This window comes from Pseudomonas sp. Irchel 3A5 (assembly GCF_900187575.1).
GTDB classification, from domain to species: Bacteria; Pseudomonadota; Gammaproteobacteria; order Pseudomonadales; family Pseudomonadaceae; genus Aquipseudomonas; species Aquipseudomonas folii.
The window spans coordinates 87,647-103,261 of sequence record NZ_FYDU01000021.1 but is presented as its reverse complement, the minus strand read 5'-3'; the positions used below and the strand labels follow the sequence as shown (position 1 = coordinate 103,261).

Genomic DNA, 15,615 nt, shown 5'->3' with positions numbered 1-15,615 from the left:
CGGTCCTTATGGCCCTCAAAACACGCATGAAGGCGAACGGGAAGGCCCCGAAGGAAATCATATGTGCGGCCATGCGCAAGCTGTTGCATCTGGTGTACGGAGTGCTCAAGTCGGGGAAACCCTATGACCCTGACATCGCGCTTGCTCGATGAGGGTCAAGACGGTATCTACAGGATTGGGGCAGCCAAAAGATGCGATTTTCCGCAGTAGCTCATATCCTCCACTAACCTCAATTGGTGCGTCCCGTAGCGCAAACGCACCGACGGTGTGCAGATCGGTGACGCATGCTGTTACAGCAGGGTTGTACGTGGCGTGATGCGTAGGTTGCTACGTATTTCGCCAGCGGTTGCACCTTTTTATTTTCAGGTTGTACTTCGCTCCGTATAGAGGGTTGCATGCCCTGTGGTCAAAGGCTCTAGCCGGGCTGAACGCAACAATTCCGTGAGTTTCATCAGAATAAAAAACGAATGGCACGCCACTTGCTCAGAGCAACTCCGTAGTTGCAGTGCTAATCAAAAAAATCTCAGGAGCACCACTCATGTCGCAGACGTTTTACAGAAAGGGCTTTCTTGCACTTGCAGTCGCTACTGCATTAGGCGTGTCTTCGTTTGCTCAGGCTGATCTGAAGATCGGTGTCGCGGGGCCAATGACTGGCGCCAACGCATCGTTTGGTCAGCAATACATGAAAGGCGCTCAAGCAGCTGCCGACGCGATCAACAAGGCTGGTGGCGTTAACGGGGAAAAGATCGTATTGACCGCTTATGACGATGCTTGCGAGCCTAAGCAAGCCGTTGCGGTCGCTAACAAAGCGGCTTCAGACAAAGTCGCTGGCGTTGTTGGTCACTTCTGCTCCTCGTCAACGATTCCAGCCTCGGAAGTTTATGACGAAGCCGGCATCATCGCGATTACCCCTGGCTCTACCAACCCGACAGTGACCGAGCGCGGCCTGACCGCCATGTTCCGCATGTGCGGTCGTGACGACCAGCAAGGTATCGTCGCGGGCGACTACATTGTCGATGTTCTGAAAGGCAAGAAAATCGCCGTCATCAATGACAAGGACACCTATGGCAAAGGCCTGGCGGATGCGACCGCCAAGCAGCTCACTGCCCGCGGCGTGAAACCGGTTCTGGAAGAAGGCCTGACCCGTGGCGAGAAAGACTTCAGCGCCCTTGTGACCAAGATTCGTTCTGTCGGCGCGGACGTTGTCTACTTCGGCGGTCTGCACCCGGAAGCCGGTCCTCTGGTTCGTCAGATGCGTGAACAAGGCCTGAAAGACGTCAAGTTCATGTCCGATGACGGTATCGTAACGGATGAGTTGGTGACTACCGCTGGCGGCGCGCAATACGTTGATGGCGTGTACATGACGTTCGGCGCTGATCCACGCGTACTGCCAGACAGCAAAGCCGTTGTGGATGAGTTCCGCAAATCCGGCTACGAGCCTGAAGGCTACACCCTGTATGCCTACGCTTCGGTCCAGGCCTTGGCCGCTGGCTTCAATGGTGCCAAATCCAACAAGGGCGAAGATGCCAGCAAGTGGCTCAAAGCTCACCCTGTTAAAACCGTCATGGGCGAGAAAGCCTGGGACACCAAAGGCGACCTGAAAGTCTCCGACTATGTGGTTTACCAGTGGGACAAAGACGGTAAATACCATCAGCTCGAAAAACAGAAGTAAGCAAAGCGCATAGTCGCGCGAGTACCTCAAAGGTGCTCGCGCGTCTTGTTAGTGGGGGCGCAAGGTCGCGACCCCGAAGTTCTTCTGTCAGCTACTGAATGACGGTCCGCTGTTCCTCACAAGGGAACTTCGGACTGCATCGTTAGCCTTTCAAGTTCGTGAGCGTGCGTGATGGACGGTATTTTCCTGCAGCAAATGATCAACGGTCTGACCCTCGGGTCGGTCTACGGTTTGATCGCCATCGGTTACACGATGGTCTACGGCATCATCGGCATGATCAACTTCGCCCACGGCGATGTGTACATGATCTCCGCGTACCTGGCCGCCATCGGCCTGGCCGTCCTTTCATTTTTTGGTCTGGAGTCTTTCCCTTTCCTCATTCTCGGCACGCTGATCTTCACCATTGTGGTGACCGGCGTTTATGGCTTCGTGATCGAGCGTGTGGCTTACAAACCACTGCGTAACTCGACACGCCTCGCTCCCCTGATCAGCGCCATCGGCATTTCGTTTGTGCTGCAGAACTATGCGCAAATCAGTCAGGGAGCGAAACAGCAAGGTGTGCCCACACTACTCGAAGGCGCTTGGCGCTTTGAGGTCGGCAGCGGCTTTGTGCAGATCACCTACACCAAGTTATTCATCCTGATTGCTGCGTTTGTCGGCATGGGCGTACTGACCTACATCATCAAGTACACCAAGCTGGGCCGGATGTGCCGCGCGACCCAACAGGATCGCAAAATGGCATCCATTCTGGGCATCAATACCGATCGGGTGATTTCCTACGTGTTCATCATCGGCGCAGCCATGGCCGCATTGGCCGGTGTGCTGATCACCATGAACTACGGCACTTTCGACTTTTATGCGGGCTTCGTCATTGGTATCAAGGCGTTCACGGCGGCGGTGCTGGGCGGCATCGGTTCGCTGCCGGGGGCGATGCTGGGCGGGTTGATCCTGGGAGTTGCGGAGTCGCAGTTCTCCGGTTTGATCAACTCTGATTACAAAGACGTGTTCAGCTTCGGCCTGTTGGTACTGATCCTGATTTTCCGTCCTCAAGGCCTGCTGGGTCGCCCACTCGTGGCGAAGGTATAAATATGTCTGCTCCTACTAAACCCGTCAGTTTCAAACAAAGCCTGATCGATGCCGTGATTGCGGGTCTATTGGCGCTGATTGTCTTCGGTCCGATTGTTGGCGTGGTGCTCGATGGTTACAGCTTTAACCTTGAGCCTGCCCGTGTTGCCGTTCTGGTCAGTGTGGTTATGGTCGGTCGTCTGCTGTTAAGCCTGTTCATGCAGACGCCTAAGGGCTTGAGCATCGCCCAGAGCTTCGAGAGCTCCGGTTCTGGTGTTCATGTGCTGCCTCCGGATTACAAATCGCGTCTGCGTTTCATCATCCCGGCGATGATCGTCATCGCGATGGTGTTCCCGGTATTTGCCGACAAATACGTGCTGACGGTCGTCATTCTTGGCCTGATTTACGTACTGCTCGGCCTGGGGCTGAATATCGTGGTGGGCCTGGCCGGTCTTTTGGACTTGGGGTACGTGGCGTTCTATGCCATTGGTGCCTATGGTCTGGCGCTGGGGTATCAATACCTCGGCCTGGGCTTCTGGTCGGCGTTGCCGTTGGCAGCCATCGCTGCGGCGTTGGCCGGTTGCATACTGGGCTTCCCGGTGTTGCGCATGCACGGTGATTATCTGGCCATCGTCACGCTGGGCTTTGGTGAAATCATCCGGCTGGTTCTGAACAACTGGCTGTCTTTCACCGGTGGACCAAACGGCGTTGCAGTTCCTTCGCCGACTTTCTTCGGTCTGGAGTTCGGACGTCGCGCCAAAGACGGCGGGGTGCCCATCCATGAGTATTTCGGTTTCGATTACAACCCCGACCTCAAATTCATCTTCATCTACGCGGTGCTGTTCCTGGTCGTCCTAGCGGTGCTTTACATCAAGCATCGTCTGACCCGCATGCCGATTGGCCGTGCCTGGGAAGCGCTGCGTGAAGACGAGATTGCCTGCCGGTCCATGGGCCTGAACCATGTGCTGGTGAAACTCTCGGCCTTCACCATCGGCGCATCGACTGCGGGCCTGGCAGGGGTGTTTTTCGCCAGCTATCAGGGCTTCATCAACCCGACCTCGTTCACCTTCTTCGAGTCGGCATTGATCCTTGCCATTGTGGTACTGGGCGGGATGGGGTCGACCATGGGCATGGTCATTGCCGCGTTTGTGTTGACGGTCGCCCCTGAGTTACTGCGCAGCTTTGCGGAATACCGTGTGTTGCTGTTCGGGATACTCATGGTGTTGATGATGATCTGGCGGCCGCGCGGCCTGATTCGTGTTTCACGTACCGGGGTTACTCCACGCAAGGGGGTTGCGCCATGAGCAACGACATCGTTCTTTCGGTTGAGCACCTGATGATGCACTTTGGCGGTATCAAGGCGCTCAGCGACGTCAGCATTCAAGTACGACGCAATTCTATTTTTGCCCTGATCGGCCCTAACGGCGCAGGCAAAACCACGGTCTTCAACTGCCTGACCGGGTTCTACAAAGCCACTGGCGGGCGCATCGAATTGCACACCCGTGGCCAGACCACCAACGTGATCAAACTGCTGGGTGAACCGTTCAAAGGCACAGACTTTGTCTCACCGAAAAGCTTCCTCAGTCGCGTCTATTACAAGATGTTCGGCGGTACGCATCTGGTGAACCGGGCAGGGCTGGCGCGGACTTTCCAGAACATTCGCCTGTTCAAGGAAATGTCCGTACTGGAAAACCTGCTGGTCGCTCAGCACATGTGGGTCAACCGTAATCTGCTGGCAGGCATCCTTAATACCAAGGGTTATCGCGAGGCTGAAGAAGTCGCTATCAACACCGCGTTCTACTGGCTCGAAGTGGTGGACCTGGTGGACTGTGCTAACCGTCTGGCGGGCGAGCTTTCCTATGGTCAGCAGCGTCGTCTGGAGATCGCCCGCGCCATGTGCACACGGCCGCAGGTGATTTGCCTGGACGAACCGGCGGCGGGCCTCAACCCGCAGGAAACCGAAGCACTGAGCGGCATGATCCGCCTGCTGCGCGATGAACACGACATGACCATTGTGCTGATCGAGCACGACATGGGCATGGTCATGGGTATTTCCGACGATATTGTGGTGCTCGACCATGGCAACGTGATTGCCACCGGTGGGCCTGAACAGATTCGCAACGATCCGAAGGTGATTGCGGCGTATCTGGGCGCAGATGAAGAGGAACTGGTATGAGTACGCCGATCCTCGAAATGAAAGAGATCGATGTGTTTTACGGGCCGATTCAGGCCCTGAAAAAAGTCTCGTTGCACATCAATGAAGGCGAAACCGTCAGCCTGATCGGCTCCAACGGCGCGGGCAAATCCACGCTGCTGATGTCGATCTTCGGCCAGCCACGGGCGGCGAGTGGGCAGATTATTTATCAGGGCACCGATATCACCCAGAAATCGTCGCACTACATCGCGTCGAACGGCATTGCGCAGTCGCCGGAAGGGCGGCGGGTGTTCCCCGACATGTCAGTCGAGGAGAACCTGATGATGGGCACCATCCCGATTGGCGACAAACATTCGTCTGAAGACATGCAACGCATGTTCGAACTGTTTCCGCGTCTCAAGGAGCGACGTAATCAGCGGGCCATGACCATGTCCGGTGGTGAGCAGCAAATGCTCGCCATCGCACGGGCCTTGATGAGTCGTCCAAAGCTGCTGCTGCTCGATGAGCCGAGCCTGGGTCTGGCACCCATCATCGTCAAACAGATCTTCGCCACCCTGCGCGAACTGGCAGCTACCGGCATGACCATCTTCCTCGTCGAGCAAAACGCCAACCACGCGCTGAAGCTGTCGGACCGGGCGTATGTGATGGTCAACGGCGAGATCCGCCTGAGCGGCACGGGGCAGGAGTTGCTGGTGAATGAAGAGGTACGTAACGCTTATTTAGGTGGGCATTGATAGGCCGGCGTGACGCCTGCGACAACGCAATGCCTGGTAGGAGCGAACTTGTTCGCGAGGCAGCGTGGCCTGGAGAACCGCGTCAGCCTTTCTCGCCAACAAGTTGCCTCCTACCTTTGAGCGCGGTGCGCAATGCGTGGGTAGGAGCGAACTTGTTCGCGAGGCGGCATGCCTGAAGAACCGCGTCAGCCTTTCTCGCCAACAAGTCGCCTCCTACCTTTAAGCGCGGTAAGCCTGCGACTGCGCAATGCCTGGGTAGGAGCGAACTTGTTCGCGAGGCGGCATGTCTGGAGAACCCGTCAGCCTTTCTCGCCAACAAGTTGCCTCCTACCTTTGAGCGCGGTGAGCCTGAGACTGCGCAATGCCTGGTAGGAGCGAACTTGTTCGCGAGGCGGCATGCCTGAAGAACCGCGTCAGCCTCTCTCGTCAACAAGTTGCCTCCTACCTTTGAGCGCGGTGAGCCTGAGACTGCGCAATGCCTGGGTAGGCGCGAACTTGTTCGCGAGGCGGCATGTCTGGAGAACCGCGCCAGCCTTTCTCGCCAACAAGTTGCCTCCTACCTTTGAAGGCGGTGCGATGCCTGAGAGATCGCATTTAATCCCTTCGGCTTTGCACCGTCTCAACTCACAACGGAATCATCGTCGTCGACAACACTGAACGCAGCCCCATGAATGAGCGGATCTGGCGCACGCCTGGCAGGTACAGCAACTGCTCGGCGTGCAGTCGGTTGAAGCTCTGGCTGTCTCGGGTACGCAGCATCATCAGGTAGTCGAATTCCCCCGTCACCACATGCAGCTCCATGCAGCCCGAGATTTTCTGCGCAGCGGTCTCGAACGCCGAGAATGACTCCGGGGTCGAGCGATCCAGCACTACCCCAATGATCACCACCATCCCCGCATCCAGCGCTTCGTAATCCAGCACCGCCACAATCTTCTTGATCAGCCCTGCCTGCTTCAGCCGTTCAACCCGTCGCAAGCACGCAGGAGCGCTGAGCTTGACCTTTTCCGCCAGCGCGACGTTAGAAATCGAGGCATCTTTTTGCAGGGCTTTGAGAATGGCCCGGTCAATTCGGTCGGTAGTGCTGGCGTCTGCGCTGGTAGTCATTTCGGTAGTGATCTTTTATTGCGTGATTAGAATAATCCTAACAATTTAATTAGGCTAAATCTTTAATGGATTAATAAAGAGCCGAAAATAGCCTTCAGTTTGCAACCCGTTTTTTTGCTCGTTTCCTTAACATTAAGTCCATCGCAAGCACTGCAGAACGTGCCTGGATACTCTTAATATCAAGGAGCCCTGTTATGAATCTGAGCAAATTCAAGCGCTACCCTTTGACGTTTGGCCCTTCGCCCATCACGCCTCTCAAACGACTCAGTGCGCATTTGGGTGGCAAGGTCGATCTGTATGCCAAGCGTGAAGACTGCAACAGCGGTCTGGCCTTTGGCGGTAACAAGACCCGCAAGCTTGAGTACCTCATTCCAGAAGCGCTGGAGCAGGGCTGCGACACGCTGGTGTCCATTGGCGGCATTCAATCCAACCAGACGCGTCAGGTGGCTGCCGTGGCTGCTCACCTGGGCATGAAGTGCGTGCTGGTTCAGGAGAACTGGGTCAACTATTCCGATGCGGTGTATGACCGGGTCGGCAACATCGAGATGTCGCGAATCATGGGCGCTGATGTGCGCCTGGACGCAGCCGGATTCGACATCGGCATTCGTCCGAGTTGGGAAAAAGCCATGTCGGACGTTGAGGAAAGCGGCGGGAAGCCTTTCCCGATTCCTGCTGGTTGTTCCGAACATCCTTACGGCGGACTGGGCTTTGTTGGCTTTGCCGAAGAAGTCCGCGAGCAGGAAAAAGAGCTGGGCTTCAAGTTCGATTACATCGTGGTCTGCTCGGTAACCGGCAGCACCCATGCGGGCATGCTGGTGGGATTTGCCGCCGACGGTCGCGCCCGCCGGGTGATCGGTATCGATGCGTCGGCCAAGCCGGAAAAGACCAAGGCGCAGGTTCTGCGTATTGCACAGAACACCGCGAAGCTCGTGGAGCTGGGGCAGGACATCACCGAGGACGACGTCATCCTCGATACGCGTTTCGCTTATCCGGAATATGGTCTGCCGAACGAAGGCACCCTTGAAGCAATCCGCCTGTGCGCTCGAACCGAAGGCGTACTGACTGACCCTGTGTATGAAGGCAAGTCGATGCACGGCATGATCGAAATGGTCCGCAACGGCGAATTCCCGGAAGGCTCGAAAGTGCTCTACGCCCACCTGGGTGGTGTGCCTGCGTTGAGTGCTTACAGCTTCATCTTCCGTAATGGTTGATAGTTTGGCTTCATAGCTTGAATTGGAATGCTGCTTCTTTTGTGGGAGTAGAGCTTGCTCGCGATAAGAGCACCGCGCATTGCAGGTCGATCGCGCCTAGCCTTATCGCGGGCAAGCACCGCTCCCACATGAATAATCCCCTCATCAAACCCCAATAAACCGCTCCTCCAGAATGTTCTTCGCCAACGCGCTGACCTTCGCCAGTATCTCTTCAACCTGCTGATCCATGGCTTCTGTTGAAAAATCTGATTCCCCCAGCCTGACCACATGCAACTTGTGGCCGCACACCGAGCCTAGCCAGGTGAGTTGGGGCGATGGGCTTTCTTCGATATCAAGCAAGTAACAGCCTTTGGACACCGAGCGCAGAAGTTGGCTGGCATGGCAGCGGGTGTCCAGGTTGGGTGCGGCTTGACTCGATTCCGCCTTCAGCCAGTCGTCGAGAAACTCGTTGGGCTCTCTGACGTGCAGATAAGCGACCTGATCCCAATCATCTACCTCACTGCGCAGACGCTCGCTGATGTAACTGGGCAATCCGGCACGCGTAACGATGACGACTCCAACTTCCGGGGAGGGCGCTTTAACCCACACTGCAGATTCCGATATCCCAAGCATGACGGCGCTCCTGGCGGCTTGAAGGTGCACGTTTTTCTGGGTTCTAAACTACTGAAAGTCCGCTGGGGTTTCCTACCTATTAAGGCCCTTGAACCGGAAGGTCTTACCTGTGGAGATAGCCGTACGGATGAACATTCACTCTGAGGTGTTTTTTGCGGGTAGTTGTTCATGTACCGGCACGATTTGCGCATGAATGCCGGTCTGCCCCATTCATTCAAGGAGGTCCCGGACGATGAAAGAGCAGCCTCAAACGCCTGAAGTGACGGTGCAGGAGCGCAAGATCCTGCGGGCGCTGCAGGCCGATGGCCGTATCAGCAATGCAGACCTCGCCAAAAAGGTTGGTTTGAGTACCACTGCGTGCTGGAACCACACGCGGCGGCTTTACGAGAACGGCATCATTAAAAGCGTGCGCGCCCAGATTGACCCCAATGCAGTGCAGCAAGGCACGGTGGTGCTTATCGGTGTGGTGCTGGACCGGTCGACACCCGAAAGCTTTGCCACCTTCGAAGCGGCCGCCCGTGAACTGCAACAAGTGCTGGAATGCTGGCTGGTGGCGGGGGATGTGGATTACTTCATGAAAATCCGGGTTCGGGATCTACCGGCGTTCAACCAGCTACACAATACGAAGATTATTGCGCTGCCAGGCGTGCGGCAGGTGCGGACTTTTTTCGTGCTGAATGAAGTGAAGTCCGATGGTTTGCTGTTGATCTGATGAGTGCCCTCAAACATCACTCGGCGAATTGTGGAAAACAATTTTGAAGAGTCGCCAAACCGCGACATAAAGCCGCTGCAAATGCTTGTTTTGTCACGCTTTTGACTTGTTCAGGATTACTGTGGAACTGCCTGTGAATAACGTGGGAGCATCTGGCTGCAGGCCTCGTAGAACGTGGTCTGTAGGCTTTTGGTTAAAATATGTACAGTGCTTTTTGGGTGTGCTTTGAGGCCATTTGTCAACGTTGCCAGGGCTGGTTTTTCATACAGGTATTTTGCGTCCTCTGCCTGTGGATAAGTCTGTGGGCAAGCGTTGGAAATAGTTCGCAAACCGGCAGCGGATATAGCCTTAAGCTGTTACGAGAGAATTTCGTCTTTGCTGATGTTTCATTGGAGTTACACGGGAAGGAAATGACGTCAAGGGAAAAACCGCTCTGGCGCTCCTTCAGCCCCCGCAATCCGCGGGCTGTGCAGGAGAGAGTTGCCCACGGATATTGTGGGCCTGGCTGTGGATAACGTGGGTAAAACCCCGTTTGACCCCAGCTACGACTGGTCCGGCGGTCTCTGGTTGTTTTTTGTACAAAAAGTACATTGTTTTATCCACAGACTTGCTCCAGACCTCTTTGGGCGGGCATTCTGCTGGGCTTGTTTATTTATCGTTATTAACCGGTCTGCACTCAGGTGCGGCACATCAGGAGAATGAAATGACTTCCACTGTGTTCATTACTGGCGCTACTTCCGGGTTTGGCGAAGCCTGTGCCCGTCGCTTCGCACAAGCGGGCTGGTCGCTGGTGCTGACCGGTCGCCGTGAAGAGCGTCTCAATGCCCTCAGCGCTGAACTGTCCAAGCAGACCAAAGTGCACACGCTGGTGCTGGACGTACGTGATCGCGCCGCCATGGAAGCGGCCATTGAAAGCCTGCCTGCCGAGTTCGCGACCATTCAGGGGTTGATCAACAACGCCGGCCTTGCTCTGGGTATCGATCCTGCGCCCAAGTGCAGCCTGGATGACTGGGACACCATGATCGACACCAACATCAAAGGCCTGGTCTACAGCACTCGTCTGCTGCTCTCGCGCCTGATTGCTCATGGTCGCGGTGCAAGCATCGTGAACGTGGGTTCGGTGGCGGGTAACTATCCGTACCCGGGCGGCAATGTTTACGGCGGCACCAAAGCTTTCGTCGGGCAGTTCTCGCTCAACCTGCGCAACGATTTGATCGGTACGGGTGTGCGCGTTACCAACCTTGAACCAGGCCTGTGCGAAAGTGAGTTCTCACTGGTGCGCTTCGGTGGGGATCAAAGCAAATACGACGCGACTTACGCCGGTGCAGAAGCGATCCAGCCGCAGGACATCGCGGAGACCATCTTCTGGATCATGAACACCCCGGCCCACGTGAATATCAACAGCCTGGAATTGATGCCAGTCAGCCAGACCTGGGCAGGCTTTGCGGTTGATCGTAATCGCGGTTGATTTGAGCGATGCAATGACGTGGGACCGGCTTTAGCCGGGAAGGGGCCAGTGCAGGCAACACATTTGCATTGTCAGCAATGACGCCTTTCCCGGCTAAAGCCGGTCCCACGTCGGGATTTGCATGCTCGTGAGCTTGGGGGCAGACATGAATTCCCGCACCGTGGCCAACCGAGTTGTGGATCAGCCCCCGAAATACTCCGCCAACCCGATGTAACACGTCGCCAGGTGATAAGGCGTAGTCGATGGCATGTCGCTGCGGCTGATCTGACCATTGGCGTCCAGACACTCGTTCCAGCCGCTGGCGTGCAGGAATCGCTTCTGCAATGCCAGTAACTGTTTACCCAGCATCACTTCGCTATCGGGCCGTAACGTCAGCGCCCGCAAATACTCGGCCTGTGCCCAGATACGCTGGGTGCCGTCCTGAATACGCCCATCGCTGGTCAAGGCAGCCGCCACGGCACCGGTCTGCGCGTCGACCCCTTGGGCTTCGGCATGAATGAACGCCGTGCTCAGCGACTGATGCAGCGCGCTACCGCGTAAGTGCGGTGACGACTCCAGCAGGAAGTACCATTCAAACTGATGACCGGGCTCGTACCAGTTATCCACAGCCTCCAGCGGTTTCTCCAGCATCACCCCGTGTTCGCTATCCACGAAGCGCCGTTGCATGGCGGCTGCCAGTTCGTTCAGTGTCGCCAGTGTCGCCTCGTCCTCACGCACCTCAACGGTAGCCAGGAGCGCTTCGGCCAGGTGCATCAATGGATTCTGCAACGGTCCGCTGCCGAGCGCTGTCCAGTCCTCACCAAGCACGGCTTCATAAAGCCCGTCATCATCGGCAAATTGCTCTGCGACGACATCCAGAGCTGCATTGAGCACTGACTCGACCAAGGGTTCGCGAACCCTGGCCCAGTAATGTGCGCACGCAAAAATGATAAAGGCGTGGGTGTAGAGATCCTTGCGACGGTCCAGCGGCACGCCTTGCGGGTCGATGCTGTAGAACCAGCCGCCGTGCTCGGCATCATGGAAGTGCCGTTGCAGTGAGCGAAACAGTGCGGCGGCACGAGTGGCCGCTTCAGGCACTGCGGGGTGATCGATCAGGCTGGAAAACAGAAATAACTGCCGCGCACAGGCCATGGCCCGATAGCGCTGAGGTGGCAGTGGTTGGTGTGCCGCATCGACCGCTTCATAGGGCAGCGCCAGATGTGCATTCCAGCCAGGGCCAAGCCATACCGGCACGATGGTTTGCAGGAAGTGCGCCTGAACGCTGGCGAAAACGGCGTTCAAGTCAGGGTGAAGGGCGGAGCTGGAAACATCTGGCATCGGCAGGCGTCACGGCAGGGGCGAATTGCGCGACATGGTAGCAGCTAGTGCCAGACTGTAGGAGCGCGCTTGTAGCGAGAGGGTTTGACGCGGTGAATCATGTTTGCCATCTCGCGAACAAGTTCGCTCCTACCTTTTGGCGCGATGGCTCAGCCTGGCGCTTTCAAGGTAGGAGGCAACTTGTTGACGAGAGGGTTTGACGCGGTGAATCGGGTTTGCCCTCTCGCGAACAAGTTCGCTCCTACCTTTTGGCGAGGTGGCTCAGCCTGGCGCTTTCAAGGTAGGAGGCAACTTGTTGGCGAAAGGGTTTGACGCGGTGAATCGGGTTTGCCGCCTCGCGAACAAGTTCGCTCCTACCTTTTGGCGCGGTGGCTCAGCCTGGCCCTTTCAAGGTAGGAGGCAACTTGTTGGCGAGAGGGTTGACGCGGTGAATCGGGTTTGCCGTCTCGCGAACAAGTTCGCTCCTACCTTTTGGCGCGGTGGCTCAGCCTGGCGCTTTCAAGGCAGGAGGCAACTTGTTGGCGAGAGGGTTTGACGCGGTGAATCGGGTTTGCCGTCTCGCGAACAAGTTCGCTCCTACCTTTTGGCGCGGTGGCTCAGCCTGGCGCTTTCAAGGTAGGAGGCAACTTGTTGGCGAAAGGGTTTGACGCGGTGAATCGGGTTTGCCATCTCGCGAACAAGTTCGCTCCTACCTTTTGCGCGATGGCTCAGCCTGGCGCTTTCAAGGTAGGAGGCAACTTGTTGACGAGAGAATCTCACGCGGTTCTTCAGGCATGCCGTCTCGCGAACAAGTTCGCTCCTACCTTTTGGCGCGGTGGCTCAGCCTGGTGCTTTCAAGGTAGGAGGCAACTTGTTGGCGAGAGGGTTTGACGCGGTGAATCATGTTTGCCGTCTCGCGAACAAGTTCGCTCCTACCTTTTGGCGCGATGGCTCAGCCTGGCGCTTTCAAGGTAGGAGGCAACTTGTTGGCGAGAGGGTTTGACTCGGTGAATCAAGCAGCCAGCAACCACACACCCGCAGCCGCCGAGGCAGCACCGGCAATCCGCACCAACGGCGCAGCCGCAGTGGGCAGGTAGCGTACGACGGCATAGCCGGCAGCGTGCAGGGCGGCAGTGGCGACTACGAAGCCGATGGCGTAGGCGACCGGGCTGGACATGTCTGGCAGCTCAAGACCGTGTGCAACACCGTGGAACAGCGCGAACAGCGCAGTCGCCCCTACGGCCATGAACAGCGGTGGACGAATCGCCAGTGCCACGGCCAGACCCAAGGCCAGCACCGAAGCCGCGATGCCGCTTTCCAGCGCTGGCAGGTTCAGGCCTTCGAAACCCAGCAAACCACCGATCAGCATGGTGCCGACGAAGGTGCAAGGCAGTGCCCAGCGAGCCGCGCCTTTCTGTTGAGCGGCCCACAGGCCGACGGCCAACATGGCCAACAAGTGATCCAGACCACCAATCGGGTGGCTGATACCGGCGACGAGGCCATTATCGCCATGTCCGGGGTGAGCGAAGGCCAGTGCTGGAACCAGCAGCAGAGCAAGGGTGCCGAGGGCTTGTTTGTAGTTCATGCAAAGCTTCCTTGAGGGAGTGAAAATCAGGCCGCGTTGGTCAACAGACCCTGGCGTTCGATGAAGGCGATGATCTGTTCCAGACCCTGGCCGGTTTTCTGGTTACTGAACACGAAAGGTTTTTCGCCGCGCATTTTCTTCGTGTCGCTATCCATCATTTCCAGGGACGCGCCCACCAGCGGCGCGAGATCGATCTTGTTGATCACCAGCAGGTCGGATTTGCAGATGCCCGGTCCGCCTTTGCGTGGCAGTTTGTCGCCCGCCGAAACGTCGATCACGTAGATGGTCAGGTCTGAGAGCTCCGGGCTGAAGGTGGCTGAAAGGTTGTCACCACCGGACTCGACAATGATCAGGTCCAGCCCTTCAAAGCGGCGATTCAACTGGTCGACTGCTTCGAGGTTGATCGACGCGTCTTCGCGAATGGCCGTGTGCGGGCAGCCACCGGTTTCCACACCAATAATGCGTTCTGGTGCCAGGGCTTCGTTGCGCACCAGAAAGTCAGCGTCTTCACGGGTATAAATATCGTTGGTGACCACCGCGAGGTTGTAACGCTCACGCAGGGCCAGACACAGCGCCAGCGTCAGGGCTGTCTTGCCTGACCCGACCGGACCACCGATGCCGACACGCAGAGGTTGGCTGTTCATTTAGTTCTCCGTTGAGCTCTGGTTCTTAAGCTCTGTTAGTCATCTGTTATGTAGAAGATCAGGACCGAAACAGTCGGCTGTATTGGCGTTCATGGGCCATGCTCGCCAATGACAGACCGAAAGCGGCACTGCCAATATGCTGTGGATCAAGGTCTGTAGCGTGCTGTTGAGCTTGTTGCAGCAACGGCAGCAATTCGCTGGTCAGGCGTTGCGCAGCCTGTTGACCCAGCGGCAGGGTTTTCATCAGGACCGCGAGCTGGTTTTCCAGCCAGCTCCACAACCAGGCGGCCAGAGCGTCCTGCGGGCTGATCTGCCAGGCACGAGCAGCCAAGGCCCAACCCAGAGCCAGATGCGGCTCTTCGGTTTGCGCCAGAAACTCCCGCGCAGGACGATCAAGTTCAGGCAAGCCGATGAGTAACTGCTTCAAGGAGTAGCCCATTTGCCGACTTTCCAGATTCAGCTCGCGGGTTTCCCGACTGGCGCGATGCTCGTCGCTCAGTTGCAGCAACTGACACCAGTCTTCCTCAGCCGCTGCGATGCAATGAGCGAGCAGCAGCGGAGCTTCGAAACGGGCGAGGTTGAGCAGCAATTGGTCGCTGATCCAGCGTGACGCGCTGGCCGGATCAACCACCCGCTGGTTTTCCACTGCCATTTCCAGGCCTTGGGAGTAGCTGTAGCCGCCAATCGGTAATTGCGGACTGGCCAGGCGCAGCAGCGCCCAGGCGCTGTTCATATACGCACGCCAAACTGGTGCAGTTTCGGCGGATAGTTGAAGTCTTCTTCACCCGCTCGGGAGTGATGATGACCGCCGCCATACGCCCCGGTTTCCGGCGAGAAAGGCGCTTCAATCGATTCAGTCGTTGCGCCCAATTGATCGAGCATTGCCTTGAGCACATAGTCGTCGAGCAAACGCAGCCAGCCATCGCCCACTTGCAGTGCGACGTGGCGATTGCCCAAATGGTAGGCAGCACGGGTCAGTTCGAAGGTGCTGCTGCAGGTAACGTGCATCAATTGTTCGGGACGGGCGCAGACGCGGACGATACGGCCGTCTTCAGCCTGTAGAAACTCACCGTCGTGAAGTGGTTGCTGACCACGCTCCAGGAACAGGCCAACATCTTCACCGTCAGCGCTATAGCAACGCAGACGGCTTTTACTGCGCGCCTCGAAATTCAAATGCAGCTCGGCGGCCCATTCGGTTTGAGAGTCGATTCTTTTGTGAATCACCAGCATCGGAAGGCATCCAGCTAATTGCGATGCTTCAAGACAGAGCAAGGGGCTTGCCAACAGTGCAAGGCGTAGGAAAAAGCTGACGGAAAAGGTAGGAATGAAACGCCGGGCGGAATATTTTGCACCTGAA

Annotated in this window: 15 protein-coding genes; 8 read left to right on the top strand and 7 right to left on the bottom strand. The window is 56.9% G+C overall.

The features are described from left to right. The first annotated feature begins 538 nt into the window (after window positions 1-538). The 5 genes from CKW31_RS27310 to CKW31_RS27290 all read left to right on the top strand — a co-directional run bounded on the left by CKW31_RS27310 (window position 539) and on the right by CKW31_RS27290 (window position 5,626). Window positions 539-1,672 carry a branched-chain amino acid ABC transporter substrate-binding protein gene (locus CKW31_RS27310; protein WP_095101920.1) on the top strand — a complete coding sequence of 378 codons (1,134 nt, stop codon included), beginning with the start codon at window positions 539-541 and terminating at the stop codon, window positions 1,670-1,672. Between the two features lie 171 nt (window positions 1,673-1,843). After that, a complete protein-coding gene (locus CKW31_RS27305; protein WP_095101918.1) occupies window positions 1,844-2,758 on the top strand; it encodes a branched-chain amino acid ABC transporter permease LivH in 915 nt (304 codons plus the stop codon). Window positions 2,759-2,760: 2 nt separating this feature from the next. Continuing rightward, on the top strand, window positions 2,761-4,041 hold the full coding sequence (gene livM / locus CKW31_RS27300; protein ID WP_095101916.1) for a high-affinity branched-chain amino acid ABC transporter permease LivM: 1,281 nt from the start codon (window positions 2,761-2,763) through the stop codon (window positions 4,039-4,041). Beyond that, window positions 4,038-4,913 (top strand): ABC transporter ATP-binding protein, encoded by an 876-nt coding sequence (locus CKW31_RS27295; protein WP_095101914.1) that lies wholly within the window; start codon window positions 4,038-4,040, stop codon window positions 4,911-4,913. Before livM ends, CKW31_RS27295 begins: the two co-directional genes overlap by 4 nt. Beyond that, on the top strand, window positions 4,910-5,626 hold the full coding sequence (locus tag CKW31_RS27290; RefSeq protein WP_095101911.1) for an ABC transporter ATP-binding protein: 717 nt from the start codon (window positions 4,910-4,912) through the stop codon (window positions 5,624-5,626). The genes CKW31_RS27295 and CKW31_RS27290 overlap by 4 nt, the downstream gene beginning before the upstream one ends. Window positions 5,627-6,250: 624 nt before the next feature. Here CKW31_RS27290 and CKW31_RS27285 read toward each other — a convergent pair. Beyond that, window positions 6,251-6,730: an Lrp/AsnC family transcriptional regulator gene (locus CKW31_RS27285; RefSeq protein WP_095101909.1), complete on the bottom strand. Its 480-nt coding sequence runs from the start codon at window positions 6,728-6,730 to the stop codon at window positions 6,251-6,253. A 194-nt stretch (window positions 6,731-6,924) separates the two neighbouring features. On the opposite strand from CKW31_RS27285, the gene CKW31_RS27280 reads away from it, so the two are divergent. Continuing rightward, a complete protein-coding gene (locus tag CKW31_RS27280; protein WP_027899734.1) occupies window positions 6,925-7,941 on the top strand; it encodes a 1-aminocyclopropane-1-carboxylate deaminase in 1,017 nt (338 codons plus the stop codon). Window positions 7,942-8,085: 144 nt separating this feature from the next. Here CKW31_RS27280 and CKW31_RS27275 read toward each other — a convergent pair whose 3' ends face one another. Then, window positions 8,086-8,553 carry a transketolase gene (locus CKW31_RS27275; protein WP_095101907.1) on the bottom strand — a complete coding sequence of 156 codons (468 nt, stop codon included), beginning with the start codon at window positions 8,551-8,553 and terminating at the stop codon, window positions 8,086-8,088. A 232-nt stretch (window positions 8,554-8,785) separates the two neighbouring features. Here CKW31_RS27275 and CKW31_RS27270 point away from each other — a divergent pair, with 232 nt between their 5' ends. Next, window positions 8,786-9,265: an Lrp/AsnC family transcriptional regulator gene (locus tag CKW31_RS27270; protein WP_095101905.1), complete on the top strand. Its 480-nt coding sequence runs from the start codon at window positions 8,786-8,788 to the stop codon at window positions 9,263-9,265. 703 nt (window positions 9,266-9,968) lie between these two features. Next, window positions 9,969-10,733: an SDR family oxidoreductase gene (locus CKW31_RS27265; protein WP_095101903.1), complete on the top strand. Its 765-nt coding sequence runs from the start codon at window positions 9,969-9,971 to the stop codon at window positions 10,731-10,733. Between the two features lie 180 nt (window positions 10,734-10,913). Here the strand turns inward: CKW31_RS27265 and CKW31_RS27260 are convergent, their stop codons facing one another. The 5 genes from CKW31_RS27260 to ureE all read right to left on the bottom strand — a co-directional run bounded on the left by CKW31_RS27260 (window position 10,914) and on the right by ureE (window position 15,488). Further along, complete coding sequence (locus tag CKW31_RS27260) at window positions 10,914-12,050, bottom strand: AGE family epimerase/isomerase (RefSeq protein WP_095101901.1); 1,137 nt, start codon at window positions 12,048-12,050, stop codon at window positions 10,914-10,916. A 991-nt stretch (window positions 12,051-13,041) separates the two neighbouring features. After that, window positions 13,042-13,614, bottom strand: a complete 573-nt coding sequence (locus CKW31_RS27255) for a HupE/UreJ family protein (protein ID WP_095101899.1) — start codon at window positions 13,612-13,614, stop codon at window positions 13,042-13,044. Window positions 13,615-13,640: 26 nt separating this feature from the next. Then, on the bottom strand, window positions 13,641-14,258 hold the full coding sequence (gene ureG, locus CKW31_RS27250; protein ID WP_095101897.1) for an urease accessory protein UreG: 618 nt from the start codon (window positions 14,256-14,258) through the stop codon (window positions 13,641-13,643). Window positions 14,259-14,316: 58 nt separating this feature from the next. Further along, the gene (locus CKW31_RS27245) at window positions 14,317-14,991 is read right to left on the bottom strand and encodes an urease accessory protein UreF (RefSeq protein ID WP_095101896.1); all 675 of its coding nucleotides are present in this window, start codon (window positions 14,989-14,991) and stop codon (window positions 14,317-14,319) included. After that, window positions 14,988-15,488 (bottom strand): urease accessory protein UreE, encoded by a 501-nt coding sequence (ureE, locus tag CKW31_RS27240; RefSeq protein WP_027902250.1) that lies wholly within the window; start codon window positions 15,486-15,488, stop codon window positions 14,988-14,990. The genes CKW31_RS27245 and ureE overlap by 4 nt, the downstream gene beginning before the upstream one ends. Window positions 15,489-15,615: the final 127 nt, after the last annotated feature.